Source organism: Nakamurella flava (genome assembly GCF_005298075.1).
Classification (GTDB): domain Bacteria; phylum Actinomycetota; class Actinomycetes; order Mycobacteriales; family Nakamurellaceae; genus Nakamurella; species Nakamurella flava.
In genome coordinates this window covers 797,812-814,695 of record NZ_SZZH01000001.1, presented here as the reverse complement: position 1 = coordinate 814,695, position 16,884 = coordinate 797,812, and the positions used below count along the sequence as shown (strand labels likewise).

The window sequence follows — 16,884 nt, the reverse complement described above, 5'->3', positions numbered from 1 at the left end:
ATGTCAGCCGGCGACGCGCTGCAGCTCGGACTGCACGGTGGTGGCGACCTGGCCGAGCTGTTCGGCCGGGTCGGCGCCGTCCTTGATGATGCGGCTGACCGCGTCGCTCATGGCCGTCCCGGAGGCCGGGGTCCACAGCAGCGGCGACTGGGCGTGGCCGGAGTTCTGTACCAGGGCCACCGCGTCGGCGGCCACCCCGGTCTTGAGCTTGTCGGCCTGCGCGGCGACACTCTGCCGGGCCGGGATGTGGAAGCCGAAGCTCTGCGCCCAGTCGAGCTGATCGGCGGTGTTGTCCACCCACAGCCACTTCACGTACGCCTTGGCCGCATCCACGTTCGCGCCCTTGGCATTCACCACGGAGCCGTAGGCCCCGATCGGCACGGACGGGGCGCCGACCGAGGAGCTGTACTTCGGCCACGCGGTCACCGCGAAGTCGTCGCCCAGTTCCTTGGCCAGCGTCGGCAGCGTCCAGAGCCCGGTCCACTGCATGGCGGTCAGGCCCTGGGTGATGGCGGACGGGTCCGACCAGTCGGTGGGCGCGCCCAGCAGCAGCGAGCCGCTGGTGAACAGCCCGTGCAGCCGACCGAACGCCTCGGCCACCGCGGGCTGGTCGAAGCCGACCTTGTTGTCCGACGTCAGGTAGTCGGCGCCGACCGACCACAGGGTCGGTCCGGTGAGCACGCCACCGCCGCCGTCGTTGCCGACGAACAGGCCCTTGACGCCACCGGTGGTGAGCTTGGCGGCGGCGCTGACGAGGTCGTCGAACGTCTCCGGCGGCTGGACGCCCGCCGCCTGCAGCAGGCTGGGCCGGTAGACCAGCAGCTGCATGTCGATGACCTGCGGGATGCCGTAGAGCTTGCCGTCGTACGACATGCGTTGCAGCAGTGATGACGTGAAGTCGGACTTCGCGTCGCCGAGCAGGTCGTCGAGGGCGGCGACCTGGCCGCCCTGGATCTGGTCGATCGAGGGGCCGTTGCCCCACTCGAACACGTCCGGACCGTTCCCGGCGACCAGCGAGGACGACAGCTTGCTCTCGTAGTCCCCCGGGGTCCACTGCACGCTGACCGTGGCGTCCGGGTAGGCCGCGGCGTACCCCTCGGCCGCCTGCTGGGTGCCGGTCTCTCCGTACTGGTGGTACCACTGCGCCAGCGTGGGCTTGGACCCTGAAGCGCCCGACCCGCCGGATCCGGCGGTGGTGGCGGCCTCCCGGCCGGTGTTGGAACCGCAGGCGGCCAGCAGCAGAGTGGAGGCCAGGCCCCCGGAAACGCCGAGGAAGCGGCGGCGGGTCAACGGGGACGGCGCGGGGAGGGACGACTGATCGGGCATGGCGTGATCCTTAGCGGGTGGGGACGCGGCGGGAACGGACGGGCGGGCGCCGTCGACAGCCAACGAGTCCGCTGGCAACGGCGACCGGCGTCAACAGGCAGTCGTCTTCACGCGGTGCAGATCGATCCACCGGCGGCCGACGAGGCGGGTGGAGTGGGCGATCAGCATGGGCGCACGCTACAACTCCCCGGCGCCTCCGGCCGCGGTGGGTGGTCGAGAAGCTTGCGTGTTGCGGATGTTTCGCGTTCAACAATCCGTGGGCCTGCCCGTCGGCGCTCAGGCGCCGCCCGAGGTGCGCTGGGCCAGGTCGCGCAGGGTGTGGAGTTGCTTGCGCATCATCACCAGATCCCCGGCGGCCAGCACGGTGCGCCAGACGCCCAGGCTGTGTCGCCGTCGCGGCCCCAGGGCGAGGCAGACCCGGATACGTCCGGGGGTCGAGATGCCTGGTACCGCCTCGTAGCTCATCGCGATGTCGCCGAACAGGCGCTGCCCGGTCGGCCCGGCCGCGGTGACGAACCCGCGCCCGGGCAGGATCTCGACCAGCGGCCCGATCAGCACGTGCTGGCCGAGCCGCAGATCGTCGGCGCCCGGCGTCAGGGTCCGAGGGCTCCGGCGGCCCAGATTGTCGATCAGGTCATAGGAGTAGGGCGCGACCGACAGCTGGACCAGCCAGCGGTACACCACGGCGGGATCGGCGTCGACGTCGATCGCCCGCACCAGGTGCTCACCTCCGGCCGGTACGTGCCGGTCGGCCGGGTGTCGGGCGTCGCGCTCGGCTCTCGTGGTGCCCCAGGCGACCAGCCGGTGCGGGATCTGCAGACCGCTCACCGCAGCAGCAACCGGTCCAGCCGGCGACGCACCACCAGCAGACCGGCCACCCCGAGCAGCAGCAGGTAGACCACCGAGACCAGGGCGGCGGGACCGACGGTGCCCAGGCACAGCTCGCGGACCAGCACGACACCCCGGTACAGCGGGGTGATCTCGGCGAACAGCTGCAGCCACCGGGGGTAGGTGGTCACCGGATAGAACGTGGCCGAGAACAGGAACATCGGCAGCGTGGCGACGGTGACCCACTCGAAGTCCTGGAACGTCCGCATCCAGGTGGTCAGGGCCATCCCGACCGCGCCGAACGCGACCCCGATCAGCAGTGCGGCCGGCACGACCAGCACCGCCCACCACGACTGGACCAGACCGAGGACGACCATCAGCAGCAGGAACGCGGTCGAGTAGATGCCACCGCGGGCCAGCGACCAGGCCAGCTCGCCGAGCGCGATGTCCCGGGTGGAGAGCGGGGTGGCGAGCATCTGGTCGAAGGTCTTGGCGAACTTGAGCTTGAAGAAGAAGTTCATGGTCGCGTCGAGCAGGGTGCCGTTCATCGCTGCGAACGCCAGCATGCCGGGGGCCACGAAAGCCGCGTAGGAGATCTCTCGGCCGTCGACCTCGAAGCCGGTCACCAGCTGGCCGACGCCGACGCCGATCGAGAACAGATAGAGCACCGGCTCGAGGAAGCCGGAGAGGAACAGCCACCACATGCGGCGGTAGGTGAGGTAGTTGCGGTGCACGACCACACCGGCCGAGGCGAGCGCGCCGCGGCGGCGGCGTTCCTCGCGCAGCGCGAGGTGGGTGAGCGCGCTCATCGGACGAGCTTGCGGGTCAGGGCGCGCACGGCCAGCAGATAGCCGACCCCGCCGAGGACCAGCAGGTAGACCAGGTGGACCAGCACCGGGCCCACCTCGACGGTGCCGAGGGTCAGCATCCGGGTCAGGTCGACGCCGTGCCAGAGCGGGCTGAGCCGGGCCACGGTCTCCAGTACCGGACCCAGGTTGGCGATCGGGAAGAACGCCCCGGAGAACAGGAACAGCGGCAGCATGGCCAATCGGAACAGCAGGGCGAACGCGGAGTCGCTGGTCACCCAGGCCGAGAACGCGAAGACCGGGGTCGCGAACGCGAGCGCGATGAGCGGCTGGGCCAGCAGGGCCAGCACGGCGCCGCCGGGCGAGGCGAACACCCCGAACGGCGCGAGGACGATCACGAACACCGCGGCGGCCAGCGTGACCCGGGCCAGCACGTAGGCGACCTGCGACTGCACGATGTCGGTGACACCGAGCGGGCTGGCCGTCATCGCGTGGTAGGTCTTCTGCCAGCGGATCCGGCCGAACACGTTGTAGGACAGCTCGCCGAACACCATCTGCATCGAGGCGGCGGCCAGCATGCCGGGGGCGACGAACGCGACGTAGGTCGGGGCGCCTTCCAGCGTGGCCGGGTCGGCCCGCACGTACCCGCCGAGCAGCACGCCGAGCGAGAGCACGTACAGCAGCGGCGTCACGAACGACGAGACGATGCTGCCCTTCCAGGTGCGGCGGTAGACGGTGAACCAGTAGTCGGTGAGCCGCCCGGCCAGGGGTGCGCGGCGGACGCGGACGTGGGAGTCGGTGGTGGCCATCAGTCGACCAGCGCCCGTCCGGTCAGCCGCAGGAACACGTCCTCCAGCGACGACCGCCGGACCAGGGACGCCACCGGACGCAGACCCCGGGCGTGCACCGCGGCCAGCGTCTCCTCCCCGTTCTCGGTGTAGAGCAACAGCCGGTCGGGCAGCACCTCGACCCGCTCGGCCAGGTCGACGACCTGCTCGGACAGCGCCTCGTGCTCGCCGGTCCCGAAGCGGAGTTCGGCGACCTCGCGGGTGGCGTGGGTGCGGATCAGCTGCTGCGGTGGACCCTCGGCGACGATGACGCCGCCGTCCATCACCACCAGGCGATCGCACAGCTGCTCCGCCTCGTCCATGTAGTGGGTGGTGAGGACCAGGGTCACGCCCTGCTGCTTGAGCCGGAACAGCTGGTCCCACAGCAGGTGTCGAGCCTGGGGATCCAGACCGGTGGTCGGTTCGTCGAGCAGCAGCAGATCGGGCGAGTTGACCAGGGAGCGGGCGATGGTCAGCCGGCGCTTCATCCCGCCGGACAGGCCGTCGACCTTGGCGTCCCGCTTGTCGAGCAGCTGCACGAAGCCCAGCAGCTCCTCGCACCGCTCCCGGAGCTCCCGCCGCGGGATGCCGAAGTAGCGGCCGTAGATGTACAGGTTGTCGACGACACTTAGCTCCAGGTCGAGGGTGTCGTCCTGCGGACAGACCCCGATCCGGGCCCGGATGTCCGGGCCGTGGGTGGCCGGGTCCAGGCCGAGGATGCGCAACTCCCCCGCCGTCGGCGGCGACACGGCCGCCACCATCCGCATGGTCGAGGACTTGCCGGCCCCGTTGGGGCCGAGGAACCCGAATGCCTCGCCCCGGCGCACCTGCACGTCAATGCCCCGCACCGCCTCGAACTGGCCGCCCTTGACCGGGAACGACTTGCGCAGGCCCCGGGCGCTGATCATCGGTTCATCGGCAACGACGCTCACGCCGACCGACGCTACGTGGCGGCACCGACAGTCGGCACGCAGCGCGGACTCGGGTCGTCCGGCGGCCTACGGTGAGCGCCGTGCCCGAGTCCGAGTCAGAGTCCGTCAAGCCGCCGTGCGCTGTACCCGACCGCCGGGAGGTGCTCCGGGACGCCGCAGGGGTCGCTGTCGCCACCGGCGCGTACGGGCTGTCGTTCGGCGCCATCGCGCTGGCCACCGGGCTGGACGTCTGGCAGACGATGGCACTGTCCGCGCTGATGTTCACCGGGGCCAGCCAGTTCGGGCTGGTCGCGGTGGTCGCCGGCGGCGGCGCCCCGGTGGCCGGCGCGGTGACGGCGATCCTGCTCGGCGTCCGTAACGCGCTCTACGGGCTGCGACTGACCGAGATCCTGCAGGCCCAAGGTCCGCGTCGGCTGCTGGCCGCTCAGCTAGTGATCGACGAGTCGACGGCGATGGCCGTGGCCCGCCGCGACCCGCGTTCGGCGCGACTCGGTTTCTGGGCCACCGGACTCGGGGTGTTCGTGTTGTGGAACCTGGGCACCCTGATCGGCGCGCTGGGGGCGTCGTGGCTGGCCGAGCCGCGGGTGCTGGGGCTGGACGCCGCGGCGCCGGCCGCGTTCCTGGCTCTGCTGGCCCCCCGGCTCACCGGCGGGCACGCCTGGGTGGTCGCCGGCCTGGCCGCCGCGGTCGCGGTGCTGGCGGTGCCGTTCGTCCCGGTCGGCGTGCCGGTGCTGCTGGCCGCGGTGGTCGGCGTGGTCGCGGCCCTGGTGCGGCGCCGTGGCCGGTCTGCGGACGTCCCCGCATGACGCTGTGGTGGGGCGTCCTGGGCGGGGCGCTGGGCTGCTACCTGCTCAAGCTGGCCGGACTCTCGGTGCCCCGGCGGGTGCTGGACAACCGGACGGTGCACCGGGTCGCCGGGCTGCTGCCCGTCGTGCTGCTGGCGGCCTTGATCGTGCTGCAGACGTTCTCGACCGGAACGTCGTTGACGGTGGACGCCCGGGTCGCGGGGCTCGCGGTGGCCGGGATCGCGGTGTGGCGGCGGTGGCCGTTCCTGGTGGTGGTCGGGCTGGCCGCGGCCACCACCGCGCTCGTCCGGCTGATCTGGCCAGGGAGCTGACCCCCGGGTCGGTCAAAAGTGTCGCTACCGCTCATGCGGTAGCGGCAGTCTTGACCGACCCCTGGCGTGGGTCAGCAGTTGCGGAGCAACCGGTCCAGGACCCGGACACCGAACTGCAGGGCATCGATCGGCACCCGTTCGTCGACCCCGTGGAACAGGGCACTGAAGTCCAGGTCGGCCGGCAGCCGCAGCGGGGAGAACCCGTACCCGACGACGCCGAGCTTGGCGAACGCCTTGTTGTCGGTGCCGCCGGAGAGCATGTATGGCACTAGATGCCCGTGGGGGTCCTCGGCCTCCAGGGCCGCGGCCATGGCATCGACCAGGTCCCCGGACGCCGGGTACTCCAGCGGCGGCTGCCACACCCACTCGATGTCGACATCAGGGCCGACGATCTCAGCGACCTGCTCGCGGAAGCCGTCCTCGGAGCCGGGCAGCACCCGGCAGTCCACGGTGGCCTTGGCGGTCGACGGGATGACGTTGGCCTTGTAGCCGGCCGACAGCATGGTCGGGTTCGCGGTGTTGCGCAGGGTGGCGTTCAAGATCCGGGCGACCGGGCCCAGCTTGCGGATGCTGCCCTCGAGGTCGTCGTCCGGGAACTCCAGTCCGGTCAGTTCGGTGACCTTGGCCAGCAGGGCATTGATGGTGGCGGTCCGGACGATGGGGAATTCATGGCTGCCCAGGGCGGTGACGGCCCGGGCGATGCGGGTGACCGCGTTGTCGTCGTTGATCATCGACCCGTGTCCGGCCCGGCCGGTGGCGGTGAGAGTGGCCCAGGCGACGCCCTTCTCGGCCGCAGCGAACAGGTAGGCCCGCTCGTCGTCGCCGATGGTGATGGAGTAGCCGCCGACCTCGGAGATGGCCTCGGTGGCCCCCTCGAAGAGCTCGGGGTGATGCTCGACCAGCCAGTGCGCACCGAACAGGCCGCCGGCCTCCTCGTCGGACATGAAGGCGAAGATCAGATCGCGGGGCGGGACGACCCCGCGGCGCTTGAAGTCGCGGGCCACCGCGACCGTCATGGCGACCATGTCCTTCATGTCGACCGCGCCCCGACCCCAGACGTACCCGTCCTGCACGGCACCGGAGAACGGGTCCACCGTCCACTCGGAGGCATCGGCCGGGACGACGTCGACGTGTCCGTGGACCAGCAGGGCCCCGCGGGACGGGTCGGCACCGGGTAGCCGGCAGATGACGTTGCCACGGCCCGGGGTGGCCTCGACGTAGGTCGTCTCATACCCGACCTCCTCCAGCTTCTCCTGGAGGTAGCGGGCCGCCCGGGCTTCCCCGTCCCCGATGGTCGCCGGGTCACCGGTGTTCACTGAGTCGAAGCGGATCAGCTCGCTGCACAGGCCGACGACCTCCTCCACGGCCACGTCGGGGCCGTCATGCGAGGGGCGATCGGACGGGAGCGAGGTGTCAGGCGCCATGCCTCTTTCCTACACCCCGACGGCCCCGGCACCATCCCTGGCCTGCGCAGTTGGTTCCGGCTCCCGCGATCGAGTAGTCTTTGACGTCGCAGCGCTGATGGCGCGGCACACCGGTCCGGGTGGCGGAATGGCAGACGCGCTAGCTTGAGGTGCTAGTGCCCGCAAGGGCGTGGGGGTTCAAGTCCCCCCTCGGACACATCCTCTCTTTCTTGTCGTTGGCTCTCGCGCGGCACCTTCGCTTCCCCGGTCGGTAGATCGGCGGCGTCCCAGGACGAAATAGGTGATGGGGCCGACGAAGTTCACGAACGAGACGGCGATCCACAGGGCCCGGGGACCATTGAGTTCCGCGGCGGACCGCTTGCTCAGACTGCGCAGGGCCGCGCCGAGCAACGCCAGTTGTCCGAGAGTGCCGACCGCGAGACCCGCCCGTCGGCTGGGCGACATGTCCTGCCACTTCCGCGTGCTCGTCGTCATGAACCGCAGTCTGGGTTCCACCGCGCCGTCGGAACAGGGCCGAAGGTACCGCCGCACCATCGGCTGAGAACCTCACGCGCCGGAAGCGGCGCTCGCCGAACCCTCGCCTTGACGGGACCACCACCCGAAACCATGATCACCAGACCACTCGACCGTCGGTTCGAGTCCGACCACCGGAGGTCGTCATCACGGACGCACCGCGCCGCCGCCGTCCGCAGGACGAGACGACCGACGCCGACGTTCCACCCCTCGTGCGCGCCGGCAACCGGGCACTGGAGATCGCCGAGGGCATCGTCTACGCCGGGGTCGCGGTCTTCCTGCTGATCCTGGCCATCGGCGCGTTCGTCATCGCCGCCCGTTCGATCCCGCCGCTGTTCTCCGGCGACAGCGCGGCCCAGTCGGCGTTGGAGATGCTCGACACCCTGTTGCTCGTCTTCATCGTCGTCGAGTTGCTGTACGCCGTGCGGATCACGATCGCCCGCCGGGAGCTGATCGCCGAACCGTTCCTGCTGGTCGGCATCATCGCCTCCATCAAGGAAATCGTGGTGCTGTCGGTGAAGGCGGCCGACGAGATCGGCACCGGCACCCCGTTCTCCGACGCGATGTGGGAGGTCGGCGTGCTCGGCGTCCTGGTCCTGTTGCTCGGTGGCACGGCGTTGCTGCTCCGCCGCAAGGAGCGGGAACCCGGCGAGGGTGACGACGAGGGGCCGTTCACCGCCGACAACCCGGATGCCCCCGCGGAGAAGTCGTGAAGCAGGTCAGCGGCTGACCAGGCCGATCACGAGCAGCACGATCGCAATCAACGGCGGCACCGCCTGGATCAGCGCGGGCCGTGCCTTGGACCGATCGGACAGGATGAGGACCAGGCCGGCAGCGAGCATCGAGCCGGTGCCGATGAGGACGGCGGTCGCACCGGCCGCGGTGTACCCGGCAGCCAACAGCACGATGCCGACGACGACCTCGATGGTGAGGAACAGGTTGTAAAACCCCTGGTTGAACGCCATCGGCGCCGTGGCGGCGGCGGCCTGCTCGGTGCTGCCGAACACCCTCCTGGCCCGGGGCGTCCGCCACAGCACCGACTCGAGAACGAAGATGTAGGCGTGGATCAGCGCCGCGACAGCCGCGACCACGCACCCGGCGATCAGCATGTCTCCCCCTGCCCCGCGCCGACCGACGCGGCGATGCCACCAGCTTGGCATCGACTCGTCACAGATGGACGGAAACAGGCCCCTGCGGTGTACATCCGTGACGAGTCGATCGAGTGCCTGAGGCGGAGCGGTTCGTAGAATCCGGGTGTGTCCCTGCCCGAGGCGTCCATGGTGTCGGTCGACGTCGTCGCCGTACGGTTCGCGGTGACCGAGGCAACACCGAGCGTGGCGATCATCCGGCGGGACCGGGAACCGTTCGCGGGCGAGCTGGCTCTGCCCGGGGTGCTCCTCGGTCGCGGGGAGCGCCTGTACGACGCCGCCCTGCGCGCGATCACCGGCAAGGTCGGCCTGCCGCCCGAGCACATCCGGGGGGTCGGGCAGCTGGCCACCTTCGACGAGCCCCTGCGCGACCCCCGGGGCCCGACCCTCTCACTGTCCATGTGGGCGGTGGTCGACCCGGCCGCGCCGGTCGACACCGCGTCCTGGTTCGCGTTCGGCCAGGTACCGCACCTGGCCTTCGACCACGGTCCCATCCTCGAGGTCGCCCGCGCCGCGCTGGCCGGTCTGCTCTGGCGGGACCGGACCTTCACCCGCGCCATCCTGGGCGAGGAGTTCAGTACCGCCCGGGCGCTGGCGCTGGCCGAAGCGTTGAGCGGCTCGCGCCCGGACCGCGGCAACCTCAACCGGATGCTGCGGAGCATGCCCGGTCTGCAGCAGGCCGAGGCGGCCGTCCGGTCCGGTGGGCCTGGACGGCCGTATCAGCCGTGGGTGTGGACCTGACGCCTCAGGCCGCCCGCTGGGCCGTCCCGTGGGTGTTCACGACGGAACGGTCGCTCCGGTCCGGGCCGTCGGCGGTCAGCACCACCGGGCGGCCCAGTCCGGTCTCGATCTCCGCCAGGACGGCGGCCCCTCCGGCCACCGGTCGGGTCACGACACCGGCCTCGCTGAACGCGTCGGTCAGCGCCTGCTGACGATCGAGGTCGTGGTCGAACGCGGCGGTCGGCGCTGTCATCGCGCGACCGTCCGCGTCGACGTGGCCGTCGACCATCCGCAGCGCGGCGGTGTCGACCGCGTCCAGGTGGTTCACCACCAGCGCATCCACCCGTCGGCTGGCCTGCACCGCGTAGTGCAGCAGCGGGAGATCGAGGTGACCCACCCGGAACTCGCCCTGGTAGCGGCCGGCGCCGTTGTGCGGCTCCGGCAGCAGCGCGTCCAGACCGACGTCCACCGACGGGAACGGGCCATGGCCGTGCCGGGTGCTGTAGGTGCGCGTCACCCCGAGAACGACACCCCTCGCGTCGATCTCGGCCAGCAAGGTCAGGGCGTTGTCCGGCGTGGTGGTCGACCAGGTGGTGTGCGGGTGGAAGCCGTGCCACTCGTCGAGCAGCACCCCCTGCGCCCCCTCGAACACCAGAGTGCCCGCCGCGGCCAACTGGGCCAGCCGTTCGTCACCCACGACCTCCACCGCCTGCGCGAAGGCCAGGTACGTCCCCACCATGTCGGCGATCGCGCCCGGCCCGGCTCCCGCCGGCAGCGCGCCGTCGGCGGCCAGCAACGGCCGGTAGTACTCGAGGAGCGCCACCAGCTTGCGGTTGACCAGCGCCCCGTCCGCGCAGTCCCGCACCCGCAACGCGTCCGGGTGGTCGAGCGCGTAGGCGACGGTCTCTCCCACGCCCGTCCCGCAGGACCCATGCCGGGCGGTACCGCGGGCGTCCTCCCGGGCCCGGTTGGCCAGGCGGTGCAGTGGGGTGGTGATCAACGCGTCACGGTGGATCTCGATCAAATCGAGCGGACGGTCGACGCCGAGGGCGGCGAGTTGATCCGATTCCTGGGCCAGCGCGTACGGGTCGACCAGCACGTACCGGGAGAGCAGGGTGCGGACGCCGCTGAAGGTGCCCGACCCGAACTGCCGGAACGTGTGGTGCCGTCCGCCGACGACCACGTTGTGGGCGGCCTGAGCGCCGCCGTTGAAGCGGACGACCGCACTGACGTCGAGCCCCGACCGCGGCGAGCACAGCCAGTCGACGGTGGCGCCCTTGCCGGCGTCGCCGAACCCGAGATCCACCACCACGACATGGCGGCCGTCCGCCCACGGCAGGGCGGCGGTCATCGGAACGTCACCCCGCCGGCGTCGTCCAACCCGGCCGGTGTCCCGGCACCCCGGATGGCGACCGTGCCGTGCGCGAGCCGGCGCAGCCGCCCCCACCCGCCGTTGCGGGCGCGGAGCGCGTCGTCGTCATCGGCCGACGTCCGCCGGTTCCGACCGTCAGCCGCGCCCTCCAGCGCGCGACGGACCGACTGCGCCTCCGCGCCGGATCCGACGTCGGCGAGATCGGCCAGTCCGTCGGCGACGTCGACCCGATCCTCACCGAGACCGATGGTCAGGGCGATCAACTCGCACACGGCGGCCGGGTCGTCGAGCTTCATCGCGTTCTGCCCCAACAGTTTCCGCCAGTGATCGATGATTGCCGGGTCGTCGAAGTAGGCACTCTGCCGGGGCAGGATGAAGAACACGTTCCACTGCCGGCTCAGCTCGCGGTAGACCGACTCGACCGAGACGTCCAGGCGGACGTCGTCGCCGATAACCCGGCGGATGTGTCGGGCGGCCAGCCGCGGCTTGTTGAACTCGTCGCCGATGATGAACAGGTAGCCCTTGCGCTGCCGCTTCTCCCAGGCGTCCGTCCTGATGTGCCGAGCCATGAAGTACGCGGCCAGCTCGTAGGACTCCGACTTCTGCCCGCCACCACCACCTTCCAGGAAGATGGTGCGGAGCTGCTCGTCCATCCGGTTGTCGCTCTCGAATTGCCCGACCTGCAGCGGCACCCGATCGGTGTCGGCATCGCCGATCCCGCCGAACAGGATCTGCGGGTCACGGGCGTAGCCCTTGCGCTGGATCAGGCCGTGCAGCTTGCCCAGCTTGGTCTGCAGGATGCGCGGCACCTGCCCCATCGAGCCGGTGACGTCGAACAGCACGGCGACCGGCAGCGCGTCCGGGTGCTCGTCGGAGTCGCGGCTTTCGCGGGCACTCACGTTCAGCGGGTCGAGCGTGGGGTGCGCCTTCCAGGTGTCCGGGTGCTGCGACCGGGTCGCCGCGGTGTAGCCGAAGTCGGCGGCGCCGGTGGCGGCCCGGAACGTGCGGGCGGCGTTGTAGGTGTGGTCGGACCAGGTGCCGTTTCCCATGACGGGCACTCCCTTTCAGGGTGGTGGGTGAGGAACAGAGGTCAGCTATTGGGCAGCGGGAAGGGTCGGAACCGCCGCGGCCCGTAGGTGTGGTCGATGAAATCGTCAAATTCCGTGATCAAGTCGGCCGCGGTCGGGCGTAGCGCCGCGGCGTCCTGCAGACACCCCTGGGCGAAGCAGATCTCGGCCGGGGTGGCCCGGTCGCCGAGCATCGTCAGCATCAGGCGGTGGGCCTGGAACACGTCGCTCTCGCCGCTGACCGGACGCCCGGCCAGCGCCTCCGGCGGGTAGGCGGCACCATCGACGGTGGCGTTCAGCACTTGCCCGGCCCGCACCGAGAACGAGTGGCCCAGCAGGACGACGGTGCGCGGGTCGGAGCAGACCAGCACGTTGTCGGGGTGGACGGCGCCGTGCACTCGCCCGGTGCGATGCAGCCCGGCCAGAGCCCACAGCAGGCGCCGGTGCATCCAGGCGTAGTCGTCGCCGTCGATGCCGTCGGGATGGGCGGCGTGGATCTGGGCGAGGGTCGCCCATCCGGGACCACCCAGCGGTTCCTGCACGGTGAACGAGCGCTCTACGCCGTCCGCACCGAGGTGGACGCCGCGATCGACCAGGGACGGGTAGTACCCGGCCAGCCAGGCGGAGTCCGCCACCGACGTCAGACGCCCGAGGGCGCTCAGGGTCTCGAAGTCGGCCTCGATGAGCCCGTTGGCGCGCGGGTCTCGCGGCAGCTTGACGACCACCGCACGCCCGCTGCCGACCGTCCCATCCAGGACGCGGGCCCGGTACAGGTTGGCGATGCTCCCTCGCCCGATCAGGTCACCGAGTTCGTAGTCGGCCGAACGGGTCTGGAGCACCACTCCGCTCGGCGCCCCGGCCGCCGGAGCGGTCCAGGCGTCGTAGAGCGCGGTCAGCCGCATGGCCGCGTCGGCCGCCCGGAGATCCCCCGGAGCGCGGTCCGGGTGGACCAGTTGCAGCAGACCGTGGAACCGCCGGCGGGCGGCGCGCACCGGATCGTTGGACGTCGCGGTGTCACCGAAGAGATCGGCCGCGGTACGGGCTTCGGTGATCCGGTCGATCGCCTCGGTCGTCGTGAGCATGATTTGAGTCTAAGTGACTCAAACTGTGCATCGCAAGGGGCCCGCGCTCGATCGGGTGGGCCCGGTCCAGCAGCGACCGTCCGCTCACCGCCGGGTGGTCTGCTGGATCCGTCCTGCCGTCGGCCGCTCGCGCCGTCACGAGCCGCCCACGCTCACCTGGAGGTTCGGTGTTCCACTCGCATTCCTCGTCGTCGGCCGAGTCGACCCCCACCGCGCTGCCGCCCGGCACCTTCGTCGTGCACCGTCGCCTGGGCACGATCGAGGGCTACCGGGTCGACGACGCCGCCGGCCAGGAGGCCTACCGGTTCAAGGGCCACTTCACGCTGGTCGGCCAGAAGTGGAGCATGTTCACCCCGGACGGGGCCGAGGTCGCCGACCTCGCCCGCCCGCCGATGCACGTGCACCCGACGTTCACCCTGTCGCGACCGGGCCGGGCCGACGTGACCATCCGTAAGACCGGCTTCGCCCCGGTCCACGAGACCTGGGCGATCGAAGGCGACGGCGGCGACGACGTCGAGATCCACGGCGACATGCTTAACCACGAGTTCAGCTTCGAGCGGGCCGGCGCCACCGTCGGGACGACCACCCGGCGCTGGATCTCGATCACCGACGCCTTCGCCGTCCAGGTCGACGGACTCGATCCCGTGCTGGCCATCGCCACCGCCGTCGGGATCGACGCCATCCAGCACGAGAACAACCGCTGACCTCGGGTGAACGCGACTGAGCAGCTGCTGTGAGAACACCGCGGAAGCGGCCGTTGTGAGAAAGCTCTGACCGACCCACCGGACCATCGAAAAGGTCGGGGAACCCACCCTGACCCGTTCGCTGCAGGTGGTCCATGTCCGTACGGCCTTTCGCTTCTCCTCCGCTCACCCCAGCAGCGTCCACGGCGACGTTCCCGCCATCGCCGGCCCCGGCCGGCGTCACCGTGCGCAGCCCCACGGTCTGGGGCGAGGGCCGCTCCCTACGGCCCTCGGTCGACACGACCCGGGCCCGGCGCGACGCTCTGGTCCGACGCCTGGTGGTCGCCGCACTCGTCGGTGCGACGGGTCTGGTCATCTGGTGGTGGGCGACCGGCGGCGGAATCCGCGATCTGCACGGCTGGGTGTCCGGGCTGGACTCGGCCGGCCGGCTGACCGGCCTGGTCTCGGCCGTCCTGCTGCTCTTCCAGGTGCTGGCCATGGCCCGGATCCCTCTGGTGGAGCGGGCTTTCGGTCAGGAGCGGCTGGCCCGCGGCCACCGGCTCCTCGGGTTCACCTCGTTCACTCTGATGTTCGCCCACCTCGGGCTCATCACGTGGGGTTACGCCGGCGGGCGGCTGCTGTCCACCCCGGGGACGGCGTGGGAGCTGACCGTCGACGACCCCGGGATGCTGATCGCGGTCGCCGGAACGGCGTGCCTGGTGATGGTCGTGGTCACCAGTGTGAAGGCCGCCCGGCGCCGTCTGCGCTACGAGTCCTGGCACCTGCTGCACCTGTACGCCTACCTGGGAGTCGGTCTGGCCCTGCCCCACCAGCTGTGGACCGGCCAGGAGTTCACCTCCTCCCCCGGCCGCGTGGTGTTCTGGTGGGGGCTGTGGATCGCCGCCACTCTGGCGATCCTCGTCTGGCGGGTGGGGCTGCCCCTGGTGCGCAGCGCCCGCTACGGGCTCCGCGTGACCGAGGTGGTCACCGAGGGACCGGGCGTGGTGTCGGTCCACCTGTCCGGGCGCGAACAAGGTCCGCGCCCGGAAGCCGGACAGTTCTTCACCTTCCGCTTCCTGTCCGGCCGTGGTTGGACGCGGGCCCACCCGTACTCGCTGTCCGCCGCCCCGGTCGACGGCCGGCTGCGCTTCACCGCCCGGATCGTCGGGGACGGCACCGCCGCGCTGGCCGCGCTCCGGCCCGGCACCCGGGTGCTGGTCGAGGGCCCGCACGGGCGGCTCAGCGCCCGGGCTCGGACCCGCCCGCGGGTCGCCCTCATCGGCGCCGGAGTGGGCGTCGCCCCGCTGCGCGCACTGGCCGAGGCCCTGCCCTACGCACCGGGAGACGCCGTGCTGATCTACCGCTTCACCGATCAGCCGCTGTTCGCCCGCGAACTGCGGGCCCTGGCCGACCACCGCGGACTGCAGGTCGTCTATCTACCGGGCATCCGCCGTTCCCCCGACTCCTGGCTCGGTGCCGGAGTCCCGCCGATCGACGACGCCGCCGCCCTGCGCACCCTGGTCCCCGACATCGCCGACCGCGACGTCTTCGCCTGCGGACCCGATGCGTGGGCGACCTCGCTGCGCCGCTCCGCCGTCGCCGCCGGACTCCCGGCCGGACGGTTCCACACCGAGACCTTCGGGTGGTGACGGACATGCGACGCATCCTGCTGTGGGCGATGAGCACGCTGTCCGCCGTCGTTCTGCTGTTCAGCTACAAGACCTCCACCAACTCGTCGGCCGCCACAGTCCTCCCCGAATCGTCGGCGGTCGCGCCCATCGTCGGCGGAACCGCCCCGACCACCGGCGGCGCGCCGTCCACCGGATCGTCCGGCAGCACGTCATCCGGGACAACGTCGTCGGGAGGTTCCTCTGCCGGCACGTCGTCGAACTCGGGGACGTCCGCGACCGCGGCCCCGACCACCGCCGACCCCTCGACGACATCCGGCTCGACCACGGTCACCGGCTCGGTGGCCCAGACCCGGTGGGGCCCGGTCCAGGTCCAGCTCACCGTCGAGAGCGGCAGGATCACCCAGGTCTCGGTCCTGCAGTACCCGGACGGCAACGGCAAGGACCAGCAGATCAACGCCCGCGCCCTGCCGGTCCTGATCTCCGAGACGGTCAGCGCCCAGAGTGCCGACATCGACATGGTCAGCGGTGCGACCGTCACCAGCCAGGGCTACCGGACATCGCTGCAGAGCGCCCTCGACCAGGCGGGCCTGTGATCACCGCGTCGCCGGACGACGTCCGGACGCCGCCCGACCCCGCGCCGATCCGCCGACGGGTCGTGCACGTGATGGGCATGCCGGTCAGCCTGGCGCTACGCGGTCGGCACACCGACGACGCGGCCGCCGACTCGGCGTGGATCCGGGTTGTGCAGACCCTCCGGGAGATCGACCTGACGTTCAGCACCTACCGTCCGGACTCGACCATCAGCCGGCTCGGACGGGGGCAGATCGCCCTCGACGACTGCCCGGCCGAGGTCCGGGAGGTGCTCGCGCTGGGCGAGCGGGCCGAACAGGAGAGCGGTGGCGCGTTCAGCGTCCGGCTGCCCGGTCCGGACGGACGTACCCGGCTCGACCCCAGCGGCGTGGTCAAGGGCTGGGCGGTCGACCGGGCGGCCCGCCACCTCGACGAGCTGACCGCGACCGACTATTGCCTGTCCGCCGGCGGCGACATGCTCTGCCGCACCGTCCGTCCCGGAGCCGCACCCTGGCGGATCGGGATCGAGGACCCTTCCGACCCGACCCGCGTCCTGGCCGTCGTCCCGGTCCTCGACGGCGGCGTGGCCACCTCGGGCACCACCCACCGCGGTGCGCACCTGGTCGACGCCCGCACGGGTGCGACCCCGGACGCCGTCGCGTCGGTCACGGTCGTCGCGGCCACCGTCACCGACGCCGACATCGACGCGACCGCCGCCTACGCCCGCGGACCGGACGCGGCCACCTGGCTGCGACGTCGACCCGGCCGCAGCGGCCTGGTGGTCTGGCGCGACGGCAGTCTCGCGGTGTTCGGTCCGTCGTCCGACTGAACCTGGGAC

The 16,884-nt window shown here is 71.3% G+C and carries 19 protein-coding genes and 1 tRNA gene; 9 read left to right on the top strand and 11 right to left on the bottom strand.

Features of this window, described 5'->3' with window-relative positions; translation table 11 throughout:
• Positions 1-3: 3 nt before the first annotated feature.
• The 5 genes from FDO65_RS03680 to FDO65_RS03660 form a co-directional block, all read right to left on the bottom strand.
• Positions 4-1,326: an ABC transporter substrate-binding protein gene (locus FDO65_RS03680; RefSeq protein WP_137448087.1), complete on the bottom strand. Its 1,323-nt coding sequence runs from the start codon at positions 1,324-1,326 to the stop codon at positions 4-6.
• A 276-nt stretch (positions 1,327-1,602) separates the two neighbouring features.
• On the bottom strand, positions 1,603-2,154 hold the full coding sequence (locus FDO65_RS03675) for a hypothetical protein (protein WP_137448086.1): 552 nt from the start codon (positions 2,152-2,154) through the stop codon (positions 1,603-1,605).
• Positions 2,151-2,963: an ABC transporter permease gene (locus FDO65_RS03670; RefSeq protein ID WP_137448085.1), complete on the bottom strand. Its 813-nt coding sequence runs from the start codon at positions 2,961-2,963 to the stop codon at positions 2,151-2,153. The genes FDO65_RS03675 and FDO65_RS03670 overlap by 4 nt, the downstream gene beginning before the upstream one ends.
• The gene (locus FDO65_RS03665; protein WP_137448084.1) at positions 2,960-3,769 is read right to left on the bottom strand and encodes an ABC transporter permease; all 810 of its coding nucleotides are present in this window, start codon (positions 3,767-3,769) and stop codon (positions 2,960-2,962) included. The genes FDO65_RS03670 and FDO65_RS03665 overlap by 4 nt, the downstream gene beginning before the upstream one ends.
• On the bottom strand, positions 3,769-4,695 hold the full coding sequence (locus tag FDO65_RS03660) for an ABC transporter ATP-binding protein (RefSeq protein WP_137449431.1): 927 nt from the start codon (positions 4,693-4,695) through the stop codon (positions 3,769-3,771). Before FDO65_RS03660 ends, FDO65_RS03665 begins: the two co-directional genes overlap by 1 nt.
• Positions 4,696-4,799: 104 nt before the next feature.
• Between FDO65_RS03660 and FDO65_RS03655 the strand changes: the two genes are divergently transcribed.
• Together FDO65_RS03655 and FDO65_RS03650 are read left to right on the top strand one after the other, a co-directional pair.
• Positions 4,800-5,525, top strand: a complete 726-nt coding sequence (locus FDO65_RS03655) for an AzlC family ABC transporter permease (RefSeq protein ID WP_137448083.1) — start codon at positions 4,800-4,802, stop codon at positions 5,523-5,525.
• On the top strand, positions 5,522-5,836 hold the full coding sequence (locus FDO65_RS03650; RefSeq protein WP_137448082.1) for an AzlD domain-containing protein: 315 nt from the start codon (positions 5,522-5,524) through the stop codon (positions 5,834-5,836). Before FDO65_RS03655 ends, FDO65_RS03650 begins: the two co-directional genes overlap by 4 nt.
• Before the next feature lie 71 nt (positions 5,837-5,907).
• Here the strand turns inward: FDO65_RS03650 and FDO65_RS03645 are convergent, their stop codons facing one another.
• Entirely contained in the window at positions 5,908-7,260 is a 1,353-nt protein-coding gene (locus FDO65_RS03645; RefSeq protein WP_137448081.1) for a M20/M25/M40 family metallo-hydrolase, read from the bottom strand.
• 113 nt (positions 7,261-7,373) lie between these two features.
• Here FDO65_RS03645 and FDO65_RS03640 point away from each other — a divergent pair.
• Positions 7,374-7,456 (top strand) — tRNA-Leu (locus FDO65_RS03640).
• Here the strand turns inward: FDO65_RS03640 and FDO65_RS23265 are convergent.
• A complete protein-coding gene (locus tag FDO65_RS23265; protein WP_420847515.1) occupies positions 7,438-7,704 on the bottom strand; it encodes a PLD nuclease N-terminal domain-containing protein in 267 nt (88 codons plus the stop codon). The genes FDO65_RS03640 and FDO65_RS23265 overlap by 19 nt on opposite strands.
• Positions 7,705-7,985: 281 nt before the next feature.
• On the opposite strand from FDO65_RS23265, the gene FDO65_RS03630 reads away from it, so the two are divergent.
• Positions 7,986-8,486, top strand: a complete 501-nt coding sequence (locus FDO65_RS03630; RefSeq protein WP_240757399.1) for a phosphate-starvation-inducible PsiE family protein — start codon at positions 7,986-7,988, stop codon at positions 8,484-8,486.
• A 6-nt stretch (positions 8,487-8,492) separates the two neighbouring features.
• Here the strand turns inward: FDO65_RS03630 and FDO65_RS03625 are convergent, their stop codons facing one another.
• Positions 8,493-8,882 carry a DUF1304 domain-containing protein gene (locus tag FDO65_RS03625; RefSeq protein WP_137448079.1) on the bottom strand — a complete coding sequence of 130 codons (390 nt, stop codon included), beginning with the start codon at positions 8,880-8,882 and terminating at the stop codon, positions 8,493-8,495.
• 153 nt (positions 8,883-9,035) lie between these two features.
• Here FDO65_RS03625 and FDO65_RS03620 point away from each other — a divergent pair, with 153 nt between their 5' ends.
• A complete protein-coding gene (locus tag FDO65_RS03620; protein ID WP_420847514.1) occupies positions 9,036-9,662 on the top strand; it encodes an NUDIX hydrolase in 627 nt (208 codons plus the stop codon).
• Positions 9,663-9,666: 4 nt separating this feature from the next.
• On the opposite strand, the gene FDO65_RS03615 is transcribed toward FDO65_RS03620, so the two are convergent.
• From FDO65_RS03615 to FDO65_RS03605, 3 genes are read right to left on the bottom strand one after another with little or no spacing between them, the layout of a single operon-like run.
• Positions 9,667-10,992, bottom strand: coding sequence for an adenylosuccinate synthetase (locus FDO65_RS03615; protein ID WP_137448078.1), 1,326 nt, complete (start codon positions 10,990-10,992; stop codon positions 9,667-9,669).
• A complete protein-coding gene (locus FDO65_RS03610; protein ID WP_205849761.1) occupies positions 10,989-12,062 on the bottom strand; it encodes a hypothetical protein in 1,074 nt (357 codons plus the stop codon). Before FDO65_RS03610 ends, FDO65_RS03615 begins: the two co-directional genes overlap by 4 nt.
• Before the next feature lie 41 nt (positions 12,063-12,103).
• Positions 12,104-13,162, bottom strand: coding sequence for a hypothetical protein (locus tag FDO65_RS03605; RefSeq protein ID WP_137448077.1), 1,059 nt, complete (start codon positions 13,160-13,162; stop codon positions 12,104-12,106).
• A 167-nt stretch (positions 13,163-13,329) separates the two neighbouring features.
• Between FDO65_RS03605 and FDO65_RS03600 the strand changes: the two genes are divergently transcribed.
• The 4 genes from FDO65_RS03600 to FDO65_RS03585 all read left to right on the top strand — a co-directional run bounded on the left by FDO65_RS03600 (position 13,330) and on the right by FDO65_RS03585 (position 16,875).
• On the top strand, positions 13,330-13,866 hold the full coding sequence (locus tag FDO65_RS03600; RefSeq protein WP_166442019.1) for an LURP-one-related/scramblase family protein: 537 nt from the start codon (positions 13,330-13,332) through the stop codon (positions 13,864-13,866).
• A 134-nt stretch (positions 13,867-14,000) separates the two neighbouring features.
• Positions 14,001-15,494 carry a ferredoxin reductase family protein gene (locus tag FDO65_RS03595; RefSeq protein WP_137448075.1) on the top strand — a complete coding sequence of 498 codons (1,494 nt, stop codon included), beginning with the start codon at positions 14,001-14,003 and terminating at the stop codon, positions 15,492-15,494.
• A gap of 5 nt (positions 15,495-15,499) precedes the next feature.
• Complete coding sequence (locus FDO65_RS03590; RefSeq protein WP_137448074.1) at positions 15,500-16,069, top strand: FMN-binding protein; 570 nt, start codon at positions 15,500-15,502, stop codon at positions 16,067-16,069.
• Positions 16,066-16,875: an FAD:protein FMN transferase gene (locus tag FDO65_RS03585; protein WP_205849760.1), complete on the top strand. Its 810-nt coding sequence runs from the start codon at positions 16,066-16,068 to the stop codon at positions 16,873-16,875. Before FDO65_RS03590 ends, FDO65_RS03585 begins: the two co-directional genes overlap by 4 nt.
• Positions 16,876-16,884: the final 9 nt, after the last annotated feature.

Excerpts from the sequence above, each read along its gene's own strand:
- FDO65_RS03680 (WP_137448087.1), bottom strand. The coding sequence starts at position 1,326 with ATGCCCGATCAGTCGTCCCTCCCCGCGCCGTCCCCGTTGACCCGCCGC.
- FDO65_RS03670 (WP_137448085.1), bottom strand. The coding sequence starts at position 2,963 with ATGAGCGCGCTCACCCACCTCGCGCTGCGCGAGGAACGCCGCCGCCGC.
- FDO65_RS03665 (WP_137448084.1), bottom strand. The coding sequence starts at position 3,769 with ATGGCCACCACCGACTCCCACGTCCGCGTCCGCCGCGCACCCCTGGCC.
- FDO65_RS03660 (WP_137449431.1), bottom strand. The coding sequence starts at position 4,695 with ATGATCAGCGCCCGGGGCCTGCGCAAGTCGTTCCCGGTCAAGGGCGGC.
- FDO65_RS03650 (WP_137448082.1), top strand. The coding sequence starts at position 5,522 with ATGACGCTGTGGTGGGGCGTCCTGGGCGGGGCGCTGGGCTGCTACCTG.
- FDO65_RS03645 (WP_137448081.1), bottom strand. The coding sequence starts at position 7,260 with ATGGCGCCTGACACCTCGCTCCCGTCCGATCGCCCCTCGCATGACGGC.
- FDO65_RS23265 (WP_420847515.1), bottom strand. The coding sequence starts at position 7,704 with ATGTCGCCCAGCCGACGGGCGGGTCTCGCGGTCGGCACTCTCGGACAA.
- FDO65_RS03625 (WP_137448079.1), bottom strand. The coding sequence starts at position 8,882 with ATGCTGATCGCCGGGTGCGTGGTCGCGGCTGTCGCGGCGCTGATCCAC.
- FDO65_RS03615 (WP_137448078.1), bottom strand. The coding sequence starts at position 10,992 with ATGACCGCCGCCCTGCCGTGGGCGGACGGCCGCCATGTCGTGGTGGTG.
- FDO65_RS03610 (WP_205849761.1), bottom strand. The coding sequence starts at position 12,062 with ATGGGAAACGGCACCTGGTCCGACCACACCTACAACGCCGCCCGCACG.
- FDO65_RS03605 (WP_137448077.1), bottom strand. The coding sequence starts at position 13,162 with ATGCTCACGACGACCGAGGCGATCGACCGGATCACCGAAGCCCGTACC.
- FDO65_RS03595 (WP_137448075.1), top strand. The coding sequence starts at position 14,001 with ATGTCCGTACGGCCTTTCGCTTCTCCTCCGCTCACCCCAGCAGCGTCC.
- FDO65_RS03590 (WP_137448074.1), top strand. The coding sequence starts at position 15,500 with ATGCGACGCATCCTGCTGTGGGCGATGAGCACGCTGTCCGCCGTCGTT.